Origin of the sequence: Nonomuraea sp. NPDC050022, from assembly GCF_044460705.1 — a bacterium.
In the GTDB taxonomy this organism is placed as follows: Bacteria; Actinomycetota; Actinomycetes; order Streptosporangiales; family Streptosporangiaceae; genus Nonomuraea.
Genome location: NZ_JBITKE010000009.1, coordinates 18,444 through 33,092 on the forward strand (window position 1 = coordinate 18,444; position 14,649 = coordinate 33,092).

The 14,649-nt window shown below is 69.5% G+C and carries 17 protein-coding genes and 1 tRNA gene; 15 read left to right on the plus strand and 3 right to left on the minus strand.

From position 1 onward, the window contains the following. The first annotated feature begins 88 nt into the window (after window positions 1-88). From rplU to ACIBO2_RS35275, 6 genes are all read left to right on the plus strand, one after another. On the plus strand, window positions 89-391 hold the full coding sequence (gene rplU / locus ACIBO2_RS35250) for a 50S ribosomal protein L21 (RefSeq protein WP_357939795.1): 303 nt from the start codon (window positions 89-91) through the stop codon (window positions 389-391). A 16-nt stretch (window positions 392-407) separates the two neighbouring features. Continuing rightward, a complete protein-coding gene (gene rpmA / locus ACIBO2_RS35255; RefSeq protein WP_090773491.1) occupies window positions 408-665 on the plus strand; it encodes a 50S ribosomal protein L27 in 258 nt (85 codons plus the stop codon). A gap of 243 nt (window positions 666-908) precedes the next feature. Continuing rightward, window positions 909-2,258, plus strand: a complete 1,350-nt coding sequence (gene obgE / locus ACIBO2_RS35260) for a GTPase ObgE (protein ID WP_358557324.1) — start codon at window positions 909-911, stop codon at window positions 2,256-2,258. Between the two features lie 187 nt (window positions 2,259-2,445). Then, complete coding sequence (proB, locus tag ACIBO2_RS35265; RefSeq protein ID WP_397302591.1) at window positions 2,446-3,594, plus strand: glutamate 5-kinase; 1,149 nt, start codon at window positions 2,446-2,448, stop codon at window positions 3,592-3,594. A 201-nt stretch (window positions 3,595-3,795) separates the two neighbouring features. Next, a complete protein-coding gene (locus ACIBO2_RS35270) occupies window positions 3,796-5,076 on the plus strand; it encodes a glutamate-5-semialdehyde dehydrogenase (RefSeq protein ID WP_397302594.1) in 1,281 nt (426 codons plus the stop codon). 220 nt (window positions 5,077-5,296) lie between these two features. Then, window positions 5,297-7,069, plus strand: a complete 1,773-nt coding sequence (locus ACIBO2_RS35275) for a protein kinase (protein WP_397302597.1) — start codon at window positions 5,297-5,299, stop codon at window positions 7,067-7,069. A gap of 11 nt (window positions 7,070-7,080) precedes the next feature. Here ACIBO2_RS35275 and ACIBO2_RS35280 read toward each other — a convergent pair whose 3' ends face one another. After that, complete coding sequence (locus ACIBO2_RS35280) at window positions 7,081-8,112, minus strand: M48 family metallopeptidase (RefSeq protein WP_225302586.1); 1,032 nt, start codon at window positions 8,110-8,112, stop codon at window positions 7,081-7,083. Between the two features lie 121 nt (window positions 8,113-8,233). Here ACIBO2_RS35280 and nadD point away from each other — a divergent pair, with 121 nt between their 5' ends. From nadD to ACIBO2_RS35310, 6 genes are all read left to right on the plus strand, one after another. Beyond that, on the plus strand, window positions 8,234-8,851 hold the full coding sequence (gene nadD / locus ACIBO2_RS35285; protein ID WP_357648087.1) for a nicotinate-nucleotide adenylyltransferase: 618 nt from the start codon (window positions 8,234-8,236) through the stop codon (window positions 8,849-8,851). Between the two features lie 91 nt (window positions 8,852-8,942). Continuing rightward, entirely contained in the window at window positions 8,943-9,338 is a 396-nt protein-coding gene (gene rsfS / locus ACIBO2_RS35290; protein WP_357648089.1) for a ribosome silencing factor, read from the plus strand. Next, window positions 9,335-9,958 (plus strand): histidine phosphatase family protein, encoded by a 624-nt coding sequence (locus ACIBO2_RS35295; RefSeq protein WP_357939809.1) that lies wholly within the window; start codon window positions 9,335-9,337, stop codon window positions 9,956-9,958. Before rsfS ends, ACIBO2_RS35295 begins: the two co-directional genes overlap by 4 nt. A 174-nt stretch (window positions 9,959-10,132) precedes the next feature. Further along, the gene (locus ACIBO2_RS35300) at window positions 10,133-11,047 is read left to right on the plus strand and encodes a TetR/AcrR family transcriptional regulator C-terminal domain-containing protein (protein WP_358557315.1); all 915 of its coding nucleotides are present in this window, start codon (window positions 10,133-10,135) and stop codon (window positions 11,045-11,047) included. A gap of 65 nt (window positions 11,048-11,112) precedes the next feature. Beyond that, window positions 11,113-11,185 (plus strand) — tRNA-Ala (locus ACIBO2_RS35305). Between the two features lie 608 nt (window positions 11,186-11,793). Then, window positions 11,794-12,048, plus strand: a complete 255-nt coding sequence (locus ACIBO2_RS35310; RefSeq protein ID WP_397302603.1) for a hypothetical protein — start codon at window positions 11,794-11,796, stop codon at window positions 12,046-12,048. Window positions 12,049-12,102: 54 nt separating this feature from the next. Here ACIBO2_RS35310 and ACIBO2_RS35315 read toward each other — a convergent pair whose 3' ends face one another. Further along, window positions 12,103-12,537 carry a helix-turn-helix domain-containing protein gene (locus ACIBO2_RS35315; protein ID WP_397302606.1) on the minus strand — a complete coding sequence of 145 codons (435 nt, stop codon included), beginning with the start codon at window positions 12,535-12,537 and terminating at the stop codon, window positions 12,103-12,105. Window positions 12,538-12,587: 50 nt separating this feature from the next. On the opposite strand from ACIBO2_RS35315, the gene ACIBO2_RS35320 reads away from it, so the two are divergent. Next, a complete protein-coding gene (locus ACIBO2_RS35320; protein ID WP_397302608.1) occupies window positions 12,588-12,881 on the plus strand; it encodes a hypothetical protein in 294 nt (97 codons plus the stop codon). Window positions 12,882-12,957: 76 nt separating this feature from the next. On the opposite strand, the gene ACIBO2_RS35325 is transcribed toward ACIBO2_RS35320, so the two are convergent. Next, window positions 12,958-13,458 (minus strand): carboxylesterase family protein, encoded by a 501-nt coding sequence (locus tag ACIBO2_RS35325; protein ID WP_358557307.1) that lies wholly within the window; start codon window positions 13,456-13,458, stop codon window positions 12,958-12,960. Between the two features lie 92 nt (window positions 13,459-13,550). On the opposite strand from ACIBO2_RS35325, the gene ACIBO2_RS35330 reads away from it, so the two are divergent. Together ACIBO2_RS35330 and ACIBO2_RS35335 are read left to right on the plus strand one after the other, a co-directional pair. Continuing rightward, window positions 13,551-13,937, plus strand: a complete 387-nt coding sequence (locus ACIBO2_RS35330; RefSeq protein WP_397302611.1) for a hypothetical protein — start codon at window positions 13,551-13,553, stop codon at window positions 13,935-13,937. A 1-nt stretch (window position 13,938) separates the two neighbouring features. Then, window positions 13,939-14,526 (plus strand): TetR/AcrR family transcriptional regulator, encoded by a 588-nt coding sequence (locus ACIBO2_RS35335; RefSeq protein ID WP_358557301.1) that lies wholly within the window; start codon window positions 13,939-13,941, stop codon window positions 14,524-14,526. Window positions 14,527-14,649 lie beyond the last annotated feature (123 nt).

A 14,649-nucleotide genomic window follows, 5' to 3' on the forward strand; every position in this document is an offset into this window, starting at 1 on the left:
CCCTGTTCGCGCGCCTACTCGGTTCGTCGGTTCCAGACAGCACCGAATGCCGGGCGCAGCATTCAGAAGTCAGTAGAAGGGTTCCGCGGTGTACGCGATCGTTCGTTGCGGCGGCAGGCAGCAGAAGGTCTCCGTCGGTGACGTCCTCGAGGTGGACAAGGTCGCCGGCGAGGTCGGCACTTCGGTTTCGCTGCCGACGGTCCTCGTCGTCAACGACGGCGATGTGACCACGGAGGCGGGCAAGTTCCTGGTGAGCGCCGAGATCCTCGGTGAGACCAAGGGGCCGAAGATCCGCATCCTGAAGTACAAGAACAAGACCGGTTACAAGAAGCGCCAGGGTCACCGTCAGCGGTACACCCAGGTGAAGATCACCGGTATCGACCAGGCCTGATCGGGGAGTTAGAGAGATGGCACACAAGAAGGGCGCGTCGTCCACCCGGAACGGCCGTGACTCCAACGCCCAGCGCCTGGGCGTCAAGCGCTTCGGCGGCCAGCTGGTCAACGCGGGCGAGATCATCGTCCGGCAGCGTGGCACCCACTTCCACCCCGGCGACAACGTCGGCCGCGGCGGCGACGACACGCTGTTCGCGCTGGCCGCCGGCCACGTGCAGTTCGGTCTCAAGCGCGGTCGCCGCGCGGTGAGCATCGTTCCGGTGGCGGAGTAGATTCTCAGAGTTTCCTGCTCAGGGGCGGATCGGGTTCTCGATCCGTCCCTGAGTGCGTTTTTCACGACTTTTTGGTGTACGGCTCAGCGCGGTGGGCCCCACCCGCCGTGCGGGGCCGGGGCCCGTCCAAGGGCACGCTCCTCCGGTGGACGTGGTCGCGCGCCGTGACGTGCGCATTCTTGGCCCCGGTCCATGGACTGGGTTATGTGACGGGCCTTGATCGGCCTAGGAGGAGGGGCCGGGATGGCTGACTTTGTGGACCAAGTGGTGCTGCACCTCAAGGCGGGTGACGGCGGCAACGGCTGCGCGTCCGTGCACCGGGAGAAGTTCAAGCCGCTCGGCGGGCCCGACGGCGGCAACGGCGGGCGCGGCGGCGCGGTGATCCTTGAGGTGAGCCCCAACACCGCCACACTGCTCGAATACCACCACCGGCCGCATCGCAAGGCCGACAACGGCAAGCAGGGCCAGGGGTCCAACCGCGACGGGGCCAATGGCGGGGACGTCATCCTTCCGGTGCCCAACGGGACGGTCGTCAAGAACGCCGCCACCGGTGAGGTGCTCATCGACCTGGTGGGCGTCGGCACCCGCTACGTGATCGCCGAAGGCGGTTTCGGCGGGCTCGGCAACGCGGCGCTGGCCAGCACCAAGCGCAAGGCGCCCGGGTTCGCGCTGCTCGGGGAGCCGGGGGACGCGCTCGACGTCATGCTGGAGCTCAAGAGCGTCGCCGACGTGGCGCTCGTCGGCTTCCCCAGCGCCGGGAAGTCGTCGCTGATCGCGGCCCTGTCCGCGGCCCGGCCGAAGATCGCCGACTACCCGTTCACCACCCTGATCCCCAACCTGGGCGTGGTGACCGCGGGCGAGACCATCTTCACCGTCGCCGACGTGCCGGGGCTGATCCCCGGGGCGTCGCAGGGCAAGGGGCTCGGGCACGAGTTCCTGCGCCACGTCGAGCGGTGCGACATGCTCATCCACGTCATCGACTGCGCCACCATGGAGCCGGGACGCGACCCGATCAGCGACTACGAGGTGATCGAGGCCGAGCTCGAGGCCTACGGCAAGCTCGAGGATCGGCCCCGCATGGTCGTGCTGAACAAGGCCGACGTGCCGGACGCCCGTGAGCTGGCCGATCTGGTCAAGGGCGAGTTCGAGGAGCGCGGGCTGCGGGTCTTCACCATCTCGGCCGCCACCCATGACGGGCTGCGGGAGCTGACGTTCGCGATGGGCGAATGGGTGGCCGCGGCCAGGGCCGCCAAGCCCGTCGAGGAGCCCACGCGGCTGGTGCTCAGGCCCAAGCAACTCGGCGAGGCCGGGTTCAGCGTCCGCCGGGTCAACGACAACCTCTTCCAGGTCACCGGCGAGAAGCCGGAGCGCTGGATCAGGCAGACCGACTTCAGCAACGACGAGGCCGTCGGTTACCTGGCCGACCGGCTGGAGCGGCTCGGCATCGAGGATCAGCTGGTCAAGGCCGGTGCCACCGCGGGTGCGGAGGTCGTCATCGGGCCGATGGAGGGTGGCTACGTCTTCGACTGGCAGCCCACGCTCAACGCCGAGTCCGTACGACAGGGGCCGCGCGGCACCGACAACCGGTTCTAGCGGCGCTCGACCCCCGGCTTCGCTCCTGGGCGGCCCCCGGCTTTCGGTCCTAGGTCGCCCCGGCCCGCCCTCTGGCTTCCCGTCCCCGGTGGTCTGGCCCCGGCGGCATCCCGGCTCTCGGCCGGTTGCCGACGGCGGGAGCATCGGCCGGGGAGGTCGGGTCGCCGGTCTCCGATAGGCTTCGAACGTGCGGGAACAGGTCAGCCGGGAACAGGTCAGCCGGGAACAGATCAGCTCAGCGTCGAAGGTCGTCGTCAAGGTCGGCTCTTCGTCGCTCACCACCCCCCAAGGCATGATCGACGTCGACCGGGTCGATGCCCTGGTCGATGTGCTTGCCGCCCGCCGCCGCGCCGGGACCCAGCTGGTCCTGGTCTCCTCGGGAGCGATCGCGGCGGGCCTGGGCCCGCTGGGGCTGACCGTGCGCCCCCGCGACCTCGCCACCCAGCAGGCCGCCGCCTCCGTCGGCCAGGGCGTGCTCGTCGCCCGCTACACCTCCTCTTTCGCCCGCTACGGCCTGCGCGTCGGGCAGGTGCTGCTGACGGCCGACGACATGATGCGCCGCGCCCACCACGCCAACGCCCAGCGCACTCTCAACCGGCTGCTGGAGCTCGGCATCGTGCCGATCGTCAACGAGAACGACACCGTCGCCACCGACGAGATCCGCTTCGGCGACAACGACCGGCTGGCGGCTCTGGTCGCCCATCTCATCCACAGCGACGCGCTGGTCCTGCTCTCCGACGTCGACGCCCTCTACGACGGGCCGCCGAGCCGCAGCGGGTCCCGGCGGCTGGCCGAGATCCGCGGCCCCGAGGACCTGGTCGGCGTCGAGCTCGGCAAGAACGGCGCGGCGGTCGGCACCGGCGGCATGGTCACCAAGGTGCAGGCCGCCAGGATCGCCACCGGCGCCGGCGTGCCGGTCGTGCTGACCGCGGCCGCGCACGCCGCCCAGGCGCTGGCCGGGGCCGATGTCGGGACCTATTTCCACCCGGGCGGCCGTCACCCCGGCACCCGGTTGCTCTGGCTCGCCCACGCGACCACTGGACGCGGGCGGCTGCTGCTCGACGACGGCGCGGTCGAGGCCATCGTGGCCAGGCGCAAGTCGCTGCTGCCCGCCGGGGTCACCTCGGTGGAGGGCGACTTCGCGGCCGGCGACCCGGTGGACCTGTGCGGGCCGCGCGGCGGGGTGGTGGCGCGGGGGCTGGTCAACTTCGACGCGGGGGAGATCCCCGGACTGCTCGGCCGCTCGACGCGAGACCTGGGCAACGAGCTCGGTCCCGAATACGAGCGCGAGCTGATCCACCGCGACGACATCGTCATACTGGAAGCCCACAACTAGACAACCGGAAACCGGCAGCCCACAACCAGGCCACCGGTCACCGAAAGTAACCAGACGACCGGTCTCCGGAAGCAACCAGGCCACCGGTCACCGAAGCAACCAGGCCACCGGTCACCGAAAGCCCGCAACGAGGCGGCCGGAGACCGGAAGCCACAACTAGGCAGGCAGCCGGTTCGCCGGCCGTCGGCAGAGGAGCGTGTGATGTCCGAGGAGTTCCTGAAGGTCGCCCGCGCGGCGCGAGAGGCCGCCGCCGAGCTGGCCCCGCTGCCGCGGGCGCCCAAGGACCGGGCGTTGCGCGCGGTCGCCGACGCCCTCGTCGCCCACACCGCCGAGATCGTCGAGGCCAACGCCAAGGACGTCGCGCAGGCGCGGGAGCAGGGCACGCCGGAGGCCATGATCGACCGGCTGCGCCTCGACGGGCCCAGGATCGAGGCCATCGCCGAGGCCGTACGCCAGGTGGCCGACCTGCCCGACCCCGTCGGCGAGGTGATCCGGGGCAGCACGCTGCCCAACGGCCTGGAGCTGCGCCAGCTCAGGGTGCCGCTGGGTGTGATCGGCATCATCTATGAGGGCCGCCCCAACGTCACCGTCGATGCCGCCGCGCTCTGCCTCAAGAGCGGCAACGCGGCCCTGCTCAGGGGCTCCTCCAGCGCCTACTCCTCCAACACCGTGCTGGTGCGGGTGATGCAGGACGCGCTGGAGAGCACCGAGGTGCCTTCTGGGGCGGTACAGCTGGTGCCGGGCCTGACGCGCGACTCCGTCAAGGAGCTGATGCGGGCCCGCGGCCTGGTCGACGTGCTGATCCCGCGCGGCGGCGCGTCGCTGATCAACTCGGTGGTCGAGGAGTCGACGGTCCCGGTGATCGAGACCGGCGTGGGCAACTGCCACGTCTACATCGACGCCGACGCCGATCTGGACCTGGCCGTCGACATCCTGGTCAACGCCAAGGCGCAGCGGCCGTCGGTGTGCAACGCGGCCGAGACGTTCCTGGTCCACGCCGGGGTGGCCGACGCGTTCGTGCCCCGGGCGCTCCAGGCGCTCAAGGACGCGGGCGTGACCGTGCACGGCGACGACCGGATCGCCGCCTACGGCGAGGTGGAGGCGGCCACCGAGGACGACTTCCTCGCCGAATACCTCTCGCTCGACATCGCCGCCGCCGTCGTCGGCTCGCTGGAGGAGGCCGTCGCCCACATCAGGCGCTACGGCTCGGGCCACACCGACGCCATCGTCACCCGGTCGCAGCAGGCGGCGCGCAAGTTCGTCTCGCGGGTCGACTCGGCGGCCGTCGCGGTCAACGCCTCCACCCGGTTCACCGACGGTGGCGAGTTCGGCTTCGGCGCGGAGATCGGCATCTCCACCCAGAAGCTGCACGCACGCGGGCCGATGGGCCTGCCCGAGCTGACGTCCACCAAATGGGTCTATACCGGCGAAGGGCATCTGCGTACATCAGCAGGCACGGTCATCCCAAGGTCAGGCGCCTGACGGGGTTGGGCAGCGGTGGCGTGTCGGCGTGACCGGTCAGCGGAGGAGCTCGGTTGACTGGTCCACATGGAGATCGTCCTGTCGGCGGGGCCCACGACGGAGCTCGACAGTATGTTGTCCGAGCAATCCCGCCGATAAAGCTTCGGCGCGCCGCACGCGCTATCAGGCGTCCCAGCGCTAGGGTGTTGTCCCTTATGGGCGCGCCGGGCGGGGAGGGACGGTGACCAAGCTCGGCAAGGTCGGGCCGTACACCCTGCTTGAGAGGCTTGGTCGGGGCGGCATGGGCGAGGTCTATCTCGCCAGCTCCCGCCGGGGCGAGCGGGTCGCCCTCAAGGTCCTGCACGACCTGGCGGAAGACAGCTCCATGCGGGTCAGGCTCGAACGCGAGGTCCGGGCGCTGCGCCGGGTCGAGAGCCCGTACGTGGCCAAGGTGGTGGACGCCGATCTCTCGTGCGAACGGCCGTACCTCGTCATGGAGAACATCGAGGGCGCCACGCTGCTCGACATGGTGCGCCACAGCGGCCCGCTCAACATGGCGCAGCTGGTGGAGCTGGCGCAGGGCATCGCCACTGCGCTCGCGATCATCCACGCGGCCGGCGTGGTGCACCGCGACCTCAAGCCCGCGAACATCATCATGGGCGCCGAGGGCCCGGTCCTCATCGACTTCGGCATCGCGCAGGTGGTGGACGCCACCCGCCTCACCCTGACCGGCACCTTCCTCGGCACACCCGGCTACACCGCGCCCGAGATCTTCGCCGACGAGCACGTCGACTCGCCCGCCGACATTCACGCGTGGGCGGCGACGGTGGCGTTCGCGGCGACCGGGCGGCCGACTTTCGGGCGAGGGACGGCCGAGGCGCAGATGTACGCGGTGCTCAACGGGCAGGCCGACCTCAAGGGCGTGCCGGTGGCGCTGCTGTCGCTGGTGCGGGCCGCGCTGAACCGGGAGCCGGGCAAGCGCCCGACGGCCGCGCTGCTCGCCGACCGCCTGTCACGGCTGGCCAAGGCGACCAGCCCCGCCGAGCCCGATGCCGCCCGCGTCGTGCCCGCGGCCGAGGAGGGCGTCGCGGTGCGTGGCCGGGCCGGTGAGGAGGCCAAGCCGCGCAGCCGCACGGCGGAGGAGGCGAAAGTCCGCAGCCGCACGGCGGAGGAGGCCAAGCCGCGTGGCCGGACCGGTGAGGAGGCCAAGCCACCGCGCGGCCGGACGGTGGACGACGGGAAGGTGCCCGCGCCGCGGACACGGACGAACCCGGACGGGAAGGTCCCGGTGCCGCGCGGTCGTACAGGTGCGGACGGGAAGGTGCCCGCACCCCGGGGCCGCACGAGTACGGATGGAAAGGGCACGGGGCCACGGCTCCGCACAGGCGAGGGCGTCAAGGCCACACCCGTACGGAGCCGCACGAAGGCCGTGACCGGGAAACCCCGGACGCCGGGCACGCGCAACACCGGACTCAGGTCGGAGTCGGGCTCCACCACGCTGCCCGCGGGCAACGCCGCGCTGTTGCTGCTCGCGGTGCTGGCCGTGCCCTGTGTGGTGGCGTCGGTGATCTGGCCGATCGCGACGATCGGGATCACGGCCGCGTTCGTACTGCTGACCAGGACGCTCTGGATGAGCCACTGGATGGTCAGGAAGCGGGTCTCGCGCCGGGTCAGGGTGACCCTGCGCGTGGTGCTCTTCCCGTTCGCGTTCACCGGTGCGACCGCGACCGCCGTGGTGTGGCCGGGCGTGCCCGTCGCGGTGGCGGCGGGTGGCGCGCTCTGGCTGATCGGCGGCGGCCAGATCGATGCCGACTGGTGGCAGCAGCCCGCGCCGGTCACCGCCGCGGGTGTCGTGTTCGGGATGCTGTGTGGCGGCATCACCGGACGCGAGATCGAGCGGGTCGGCGCTCATCTGCCGGATCTGCGCAGGGAAGGGCTGCGCGCACTGGCCGTGCTGGGCGGGTTCGTCGCCCTGTGCGCGGCGGCGGTGCGCGCTATCGCGCTGCTTCTGTGACCGGCTGTGGGTTAGCCCTGGCCGCCGTCGCGCCGGGAGAAGCGGTTGAAGATGCGCTCGCCCGCGTTGACCGCGCCCTCTGCCACGTCGCGCAGTACGCCGATGAACGGATCCTGCGACTGGGACCACGACGCGCGGTAGGACTCGGCCGCGGCCTTGATCTCGTCGGTGACCCGGGCGCTGGCGTCGTCTTCCCTGCGCGGGTAGTCGCCGCCGAGGATGCGCTCGTACTCGCCGCCGCGGTGCCACTTGTCGAGCTCGGCCACGCGCACCACGGCGAACGGGTGGGTGGTGCCGAGCAGGTTGAGCACCTTGAGGAAGCCGTCGCGCAGGTCGCCCGCGGTGTCGTATTCCTGGTACTGCTCCAGGAACGCCTCGATGTTCATCTCGTGGGTGTAGGCGCCGCCGGCCAGCTTCATCAGCGCGCGCTTGGCCGCGTCCGGGTCCTGGCCGGTGAGCAGGCCGCCGCGGTCGGAGGAGAGCTCCGACTTGCGGTACCACTCCTCCAGGCCCGCGACGATCGCGCGCAGGCCGATGTAGCCGAGCGGGATCCAGGCCACGCGGGTGGCCAGGCGGGTGAGGATGTCGAGCATCGTCCGGTAGACGGCGTGGCCCGACAGGATGTGCGAGGTCTCGTGACCGATGACGAAGCGCTGCTCCTCCTCGTTCATGAGGTTGAGCAGGCCGGTGGTCACCACGATGAACGGGTCGTCGAAACCGATGGCCTTGGCCTGGACCTGCGGGTCCTGCTGGACGTAGATCTCGGGGATCCGGTGCAGGTCGAGGACGTAGGCGGCGTCGCGGCCCATGTCGTAGAGGGAGCGGAACTGGGTCTCGCTCACACGCACGGCCGACGCGAGGTACATCAGGCGCAGGCGGCGCTCGCTGATGAGGCCGGACATCTGCTTGAGAACCGTGTCGAACCCACTCAACTTACGCAGAGCGACCAGCGCGGACCGGTCTGCGGGGTGTTCGTAGGCACGAGACGAGATGCCGGGCAATTGGACGCGGTTGCGGTCCGGGGTGGTCGTCATGCCCGGCATGCTACGTCGGCAGCCGGGACGGCGCGCGTTCATCACCTGGGTTCGTGACGGGGTTGGTGACCGCTTTGGTCAGCGGGGGGTGCCATGTGGGTGTCGGATTGCCGACGCGTAGGGTCCTTTCATGATGAACGCGCCGAGTGTCCAGGGAAAGCGACGCGTGGGAGTGATGGGTGGGACGTTCGACCCGATTCACCACGGTCACCTGGTCGCTGCCAGCGAAGTGGCTCACCACTTCAATCTCGACGAGGTCGTCTTCGTGCCTACGGGCCGGCCGTACCAGAAGTCGGAGCGCGAGGTGTCCGCGCCCGAGGACCGCTATCTGATGACCGTGATCGCGACCGCGTCGAACCCCCGCTTCTCGGTGAGCCGGGTGGACGTCGACCGGCCCGGGCCCACCTTCACCATCGACACGCTGCGTGAGATCTCCGCGATCTACGGACCTGAGGCACAGCTCTACTTCATCACCGGAGCCGACGCCCTCGGCGCGATTCTCAGCTGGCAGGACGCCGAGGAGCTGTTCGAACTCGCCCATTTCGTGGGGTGTACGCGGCCCGGCCACACGCTGCACGATCCGGGCCTGCCCCCGGGGAAGGTGACCTTGCTGGAGATCCCCGCCCTGGCCATCTCCTCGTCGGAGTGCAGGCAGCGGGTGGAGAAGGGTGAGCCGATCTGGTACCTGGTGCCGGATGGAATCGTGCAGTACATCAACAAACGCGGCCTTTACCACGCAGAGGGGTGAAGGTGCTCGTGCCATACGTGGGGCTGTGGAGCCGTAACGGGTACCCTCAACATAGGGGCATGTTGCCGACACAGGAGGACCGACCCGCATCGTGACCGCATCCGAAAGAGCCGTCCAGCTCGTCCAGATCGCCGCCGAGGCCGCGGCCGACAAGCTGGCCGATGACATTCTCGCCTACGACGTGAGCGAGCAACTCGTCATCACCGACGCGTTCCTGCTCTGCTCCGCCACGAACGACCGCCAGGTCCGCGCCATCGTCGACGAGATCGAAGACAGGCTGCGCATCGAGGCTGACGCCAAGCCGGTACGCCGCGAGGGTGAGCGCGAGGGCCGTTGGGTGCTCCTCGACTACCTCGACATCGTCGTACACGTGCAGCACGAGGAGGACCGCACCTTCTACGCGCTGGAGCGCCTCTGGAAGGACTGCCCGGCCATCCCGCTCCCGGAGAGCGTGGCGCAGGCCAACATCCAGCGGGCTCGCACTTGAGCAAGAGGATCGTCTGCCTCAGGCATGGCCAGACGCTGTGGAACGTCGAGCGTCGCTTCCAAGGCCACTCCGACATCCCGCTCGACGAGACCGGTGTCGCCCAGGCGGCCAGGGCCGCGTCTCTGCTGGCCTCGCTGCGGCCCACCGTCATCGTCTCCTCCGACCTTCAGCGGGCCAACGACACCGCGCTGGCCCTTGGCCGGATCGTCGGTCTCGAGGTCTCCGTCGACAAGGACCTCCGCGAACGCGGCGGAGGTCAGTGGGAGGGCCTGACCCGCGACGAGATCGCCGCCCGCTGGCCGGAGGAGTACGTGGCCTGGGAGGCCCCCGACGGCGAGCCGGTCGCCGACGTGGCCGGCCGGGTGGCGGCCGCCATGCGCCGCTGGGCCGACCGGCTCGACGACGACGGCCTGCTGGTCGTGGCCTCGCACGGCGCGGCGCTGCGGTTGGGCATCTGCGAGCTGCTGGGGCTTCCTGAGGAGCTCTGGCCGGCGCTGGGCGGGCTCGGAAACTGCTCCTGGTCGGTGTTGCAGGAGGGGCGTAAGGGGTGGCGGTTGCTCGAACACAACGCGGGCACGCTGCCTGAGCCGGTCAACAGCGACGACCGTCCGGACGCCTAGCCCCCCTGGCCCTCGGTCTGCTGCGTCGAGCCCGGGTCGGGTCGCGTCGTGCCCGGGTCCTGCTGCGTGGGCGAATTCTTCCGGCGATAGCGGATTTGTAGCTCTAGTGCGGGTGGCGGAGGTGATGTGGTGTTATTTCGTCTTAGTGCGCTAGGGCGATGAGGAGACTTCGCGGTGGACCGAGGTGAGGTGCCTTACCTCCGGATCGTCGGCGAACTGCGGCGGCGGATCGCCGCAGGGGAGCTGGCGGTGGGGGACAGGATCCCGTCCACCCGGCAGATCATGCGTGACTGGGGAGTGGCGATGGCCACGGCCAGCAAGGTGATCGGCACGCTTCGGGACGAAGGGCTGGTACGCCCGGTGCCCGGGATCGGCACCGTGGTGGTCTACCGGGTCGACGCTCCGCCCGAGGCGGCTGACGGCGGTGGGGGGCTGGAGTCCGCCCCCGCGGACCTGACTGGGCAGCGCGTCCTCGGCGTGGCCATCAAGATCGCTGACGGTGAAGGGCTCGCCGCCGTCTCCATGGACCGGCTCGCCACCGAGCTCGGTGCTCCGGTTTTGTGGCTACTTATGTACGTACGGAGCAAGGACGAGCTTCTACACCTGATGGCGGACGCCGCCTACGGCGAGATTCCGCTGCCCGCACAGCCGCCGCCCGGTTGGCGCGCCCAGCTGGAGGTGTCGCTGCGGCTTCAATGGCGCCTCCACCGCCGCCATCCCTGGCTCTCTCAGGCCATCCCGCTCACCAGGCCAGAGCTCGTCCGCAACGCGATGGCGCACACCGAATGGATCCTGCGCGCCCTCGACGGCCTCGGCCTCACCCCCAACGCCATGCTGCACGCCAGCGTGTCGCTGGCCGGGTTCGTACGAGGGGTCGCGGCGGCCCCGGAGGCCGACGATGAAGCGGCGGTCAGGGAGGGGCAGCTGGCCGAGGCGCTCTCCTCCGGCGGCTTCCCGACCATGGCCAGGGTGATCGTGCAGCCCGGACTCGACCTCGACCTGGACTCGCTCTTCGAGTTCGGGCTGCGGCGCCAGCTGGACGGGCTGGCCGTACTGGTGGCCGGTGCGGCGCACGGACGGCGCGATTAGGCGAATCCCCCCGATGGCTATATGCTCTCGGAGCGCCGTAACGAGCCAGCTCGTCACGGTGACCAGGGGCTATAGCGCAGCTGGTAGCGCACCTCCATGGCATGGAGGGGGTCTGGGGTTCGAATCCCCATAGCTCCACGTTCGTCGGCGGGGTTGGTTTGGTCGCTCGCCCCCTACGGGGGCTTCGCTCCCTCCGGCCTCCTCATTGTTTACCCCGGGGGATAGCCCCCGGACCCCCAGCGTCGGGCCAACCGGCCTTCGCTTCGCTCCGGGCTGTTTTTCTTTTTGCCTAATCGGCTTCGCCTCTTTTGGCGCTTCGCGCTTGGGGCTTCAGGCGTTTTCTTCCAGTCGGGCCTGGTCCCGACCCCTGTAGGGCCTTCGCTTCGCTCGGGCGGTCTTATTTAGGCGCTTCGCCTGCTTGGGGCCATTTGGGTCCTCGGTTGGGAGCATGTGGCGGAGTGCGCTCGTCGTCGGGTAGGGCGCATGAGGACTGCTCGTGGCCACCGGTGTAGGCATGTTGGCCGCAGTTACCGTCCGGTGTTGTTGTCGCCTGTGGGCTCTGCATCTGGATGAGCGGCGCGTGGGCGAGTGCTTCGGTGCCGACCGGATGTGCCGAGGACCCCGGATGTGACGGGGGAACTCGGATTTACCGGGGGAAGTCGCCTCCGCGGGGAAGCATCACGTCTGCGCCCAGAGTGCGTGCTAGGGCCTTCGCTGGAGCCGAAGATGACACCTAAGATCAGCTCATGCTTGACACCGTGGTTCCTCTGGGCTTCTTAGGGCTCTCTGCCTGCTTCCTTGTCTTCTGGGGCGTGATGGTCGTTCGGACTCTTCGGCAGCGCCGTGTCCTCAAGTACACGGACGCCGTCAGAGCTACCGAACTCACCGGTCGTGTGCGCCAGCTCAAGGTTCGCGGATACGAAGAGCAGGCGGTCCGGCTCGTACAGGAGGAATTGGCGATGCCTCCCAAGGTGGCCCGTTCCTGGGTGAAGTCCATATAGGAAACAGCGACAGGCTGAGTATTGTGTCCTTCGTGGGCCACCCGCTCGCTCTTGTCAGATGACAGACGAGGGCTTGGGAGGCCACGCGACATCGTCGATCGCGAGAAACGGCGAGATCGCGACCGCCGTCGGCGTCATCCCGGCGAAGGCCATGACATCTCTGTGAAGGTGGGACTGGTCGGCGTAACCGCTCTCCGCCGCTACCAATGCGGCGCTATGGCCGGCGGCCAGGCGGTGGGCCGCGTGGTCGAAGCGGATGAGCTGGGCGACGCGCTTGGTGGTGAGGCCGACCTGGGCGCGGAACCGGGACCAAAGGCGCTTGCGGCTCCAGCCGATCTCGGTGACCAGGCGTTCGACGCGTACCCGCCCTCGGCTGGCCACCATCTGCCGCCAGGAGAAGGTGACTTCCGGATCGACGGCTCGGCCTGCGTCGGCCTGCCGGGCCAGCGCGGCCTCCGGCGAATCGCTCCTCCCACGATCTGGCGGCATGCAAGCGCTCGTGGGTTCGTACGGCGTCTTGTCCCCACAGGTCGTCGAGGGTGACCAGCGTCCCGCCCAGTTCCGCGGAGGCGCCCAAGACCGCGTATGCGACCATCCGCGAGAGCCGCGGCTGGAGGCCTTCGGAGCTGCTGGCGAACCCGCCCTCGAGCCCTGTGGGGGGCGAGTCCGGCGGCGACGCGTTCTCGCTGCTGCGAACCACGGCCGTCTTCGATGACGAATGGTTGGCCGCCGAGGTCGAAGATCACCATGACCGTGGGGTGCGGGACCAGCGCGAGGCCTGGCTGGACTTCTCGTCGAGGAGGTCGAACACGTACGGGAGCTCCACCGCGTGAGCGGCGCCGAGGCGACCGGCGAAGCTCGGCGACTCGTGGTCGAAGCGGGCACATCCAGGTGTCGGCCTCGCCGGCCTCAAGGCGGGCCTCGGCGACCCGGATCACCGGAACCCGAATGAAGCGGTCGGTGGTCACGGCGGCGAGCAGGTCCCCGTCGTTCGCGCCCGGCCGGGCCGCCCGGTAAGAGCTCGATCGTCCCGTCGGGGCCGCCGTAGGCGCCCACGACCGCGGAGAGGATGCGCTCGTCGGCGAGGTCGATCATGCCGGTGGGGACGAGGCCGATCCGGGTGTCGTCGCGGTTCCACCTGGCCAGGAGGCGTACGCCGCCGGCGGCGCCGCCGAGCCGGTAGTTGATCGTGACGCACACGACCCCGTCGCGGGCGAAGGAGGTGCCGCGGTAGCCGGCGATGGATCCGGACCCCTTCGTGAACATGCCGCCGTGAATCCAGACCAGTACCGGTAAGCCGGATGCCCCGGGATCGGGGGTCCACACGTTGAGGTTGAGGCAGTCCTCGCACGGGCGGCTCGGGAGGCCCGCTTGGGATAGCCGTTCCGGACACGAGATCGAGCAGCACAAGCTCCGAGCCTGGGTGTCTGGGACGAATGTTTCGTTCTGTGGTCAGCGCTAGGCCCTTGCACGTCGTTATCCGCCTGTGTAAATTTATACGCATGGATAAGAAACCGTGGAATCTGGTCCGGACGCTCTTCGTCGCCGTGCTCGTCATCTCGATCGCGACGCTCGGCGTGGCCGCCGTCATCGGTGGCAACTGGGTCGTGTGGCTGCGCGGCGCCGCCGTGGCCGCCGTCTCCGTCTGGCTCGTGGCTCTGGCCGGGCAGGCCGCACGAGGCAAGCGATCGGCCTACCTGCGCATTCGCTTCATCACCTTCGCCGCGCCCATCGGGATCGTGCTCATCCTCCTCGCGCCGGACAGCGGCTATCCCGGCTGGATGAAGGCGGAGCAGGCAGTGGTCGGCGTCCTGGTCGCCGCCGTCGCGGTCATCGTCAACCGTCGTGCCGTACGTGAGGCGTACCCGAAGCGTGGCAAGCTGGGGTGATATGCAGACCTCCGGAACTCGCCGCGAAGCCACCGAGGCCCGCAGAGCCCAGATCGCCTCCGCCACCATCGCCGTGCTCGCCGAGCGCGGCTATGCGGAGACCACATTCGAGGCCATCTGCGAGCACGCCGGGCTCAGCAGCAAGAGGCTGATCTCCTATCACTTCTCCAACAAGGAGCAGCTTTTCGAGGCCGTTGTGCGTCAGGTCATCACCGACGCGGCCGCCTTCATGCGTCCGAGGCTGGACGCCGCCTCCGGAGCCAATGCGCAACTGGAGGCGTTCATCCGGGCCAACATCGCCTTCATCGCCGCCCATCCTGGACACGTGCGCGCGGTGCAGCAGATCGCGCACAACCAGGCGTTCGCGGGTGACCACGAGCGGGACGCCGCGATCGCCAGGCTGGTGGCGCTGTTCACGGACGGGCAGCGTACGGGGGCTTTCCGGGCGTTCGACAGTGTGCTGATGAGTACGGCCCTGCGTGCGTCGATCGACGCGATGGCCGAGCGCATCGTCGACGGCCTCGACCCCGACCACTGCGCGAACGAACTCGTCGAGATCTTCGGCCGGGCGACCGGAGCTGGATTTTAAATTCTTTTCTCCTCGTCCCATCGCTCGCGACAGTTCTGCGACAGTGCGGCGAAAGGGCGTGGCGGCGGGCCGAATGCAATTCCGGGCACTGGCCCTGCGCGACCATCATTTGGGGGCCATGGA

Bases quoted from the DNA above. Each gene is read 5' to 3' on its own strand.
- rpmA (WP_090773491.1), top strand. From the start codon at position 408: ATGGCACACAAGAAGGGCGCGTCGTCCACCCGGAACGGCCGTGACTCC.
- obgE (WP_358557324.1), top strand. From the start codon at position 909: ATGGCTGACTTTGTGGACCAAGTGGTGCTGCACCTCAAGGCGGGTGAC.
- ACIBO2_RS35270 (WP_397302594.1), top strand. From the start codon at position 3,796: ATGTCCGAGGAGTTCCTGAAGGTCGCCCGCGCGGCGCGAGAGGCCGCC.
- ACIBO2_RS35280 (WP_225302586.1), bottom strand. From the start codon at position 8,112: ATGCCGGGCATGACGACCACCCCGGACCGCAACCGCGTCCAATTGCCC.
- nadD (WP_357648087.1), top strand. From the start codon at position 8,234: ATGATGAACGCGCCGAGTGTCCAGGGAAAGCGACGCGTGGGAGTGATG.
- ACIBO2_RS35310 (WP_397302603.1), top strand. From the start codon at position 11,794: ATGCTTGACACCGTGGTTCCTCTGGGCTTCTTAGGGCTCTCTGCCTGC.
- ACIBO2_RS35315 (WP_397302606.1), bottom strand. From the start codon at position 12,537: ATGCCGCCAGATCGTGGGAGGAGCGATTCGCCGGAGGCCGCGCTGGCC.
- ACIBO2_RS35330 (WP_397302611.1), top strand. From the start codon at position 13,551: ATGGATAAGAAACCGTGGAATCTGGTCCGGACGCTCTTCGTCGCCGTG.
- ACIBO2_RS35335 (WP_358557301.1), top strand. From the start codon at position 13,939: ATGCAGACCTCCGGAACTCGCCGCGAAGCCACCGAGGCCCGCAGAGCC.